At 63.5% G+C, this 405-nt stretch carries 1 protein-coding gene; it reads left to right on the top strand.

Annotated features, from left to right (window positions below; all coding sequences use genetic code 11):
* Positions 1-40: 40 nt before the first annotated feature.
* The coding region (locus tag AC1DYG_RS20225; RefSeq protein ID WP_477641626.1) for an alpha/beta fold hydrolase at positions 41-405 on the top strand (365 nt) is incomplete at its 3' end.

Below are 405 nucleotides of genomic sequence, written 5' to 3'. Positions count from 1 at the left end.
CTTGATGACATATGTGAACCGAGCCGGATCAGGTGAGCCCGTGCTGCTGCTGCACGGATTCACCTTGTCGCACCACGTATGGCACGCCGTCGTGGACAACCTCTCGACCGACTACGACGTTCTCGCAATGACCATGCCCGGCCACTGGGGTGGCCCTCGGCTACGGCTGCGCGACCTCGGGGTCCGCGGGATCGCCGACGGAATCGAACGTGAACTCGACAGGGTCGGCTGGAGCACCTGCCACATCGCAGGAAACTCACTGGGCGGCCAGGTCGGATTCGAACTCGAGCGCCGCGGCCGGGCGAAATCCCTCGCTGCGATCAACCCTGGTGGAGGTTGGAAACGGTTTTCCCACACCGAGTTTCGACTCGGATTGGGATTCACCGCACAGTTCCCCCTCGCTGC

It is taken from the genome of Pedococcus sp. P1_H8, from assembly GCF_056405175.1.
Note: the sequence above shows the minus strand (reverse complement) of the source record. Positions and strands in the feature narration are given on the sequence as shown.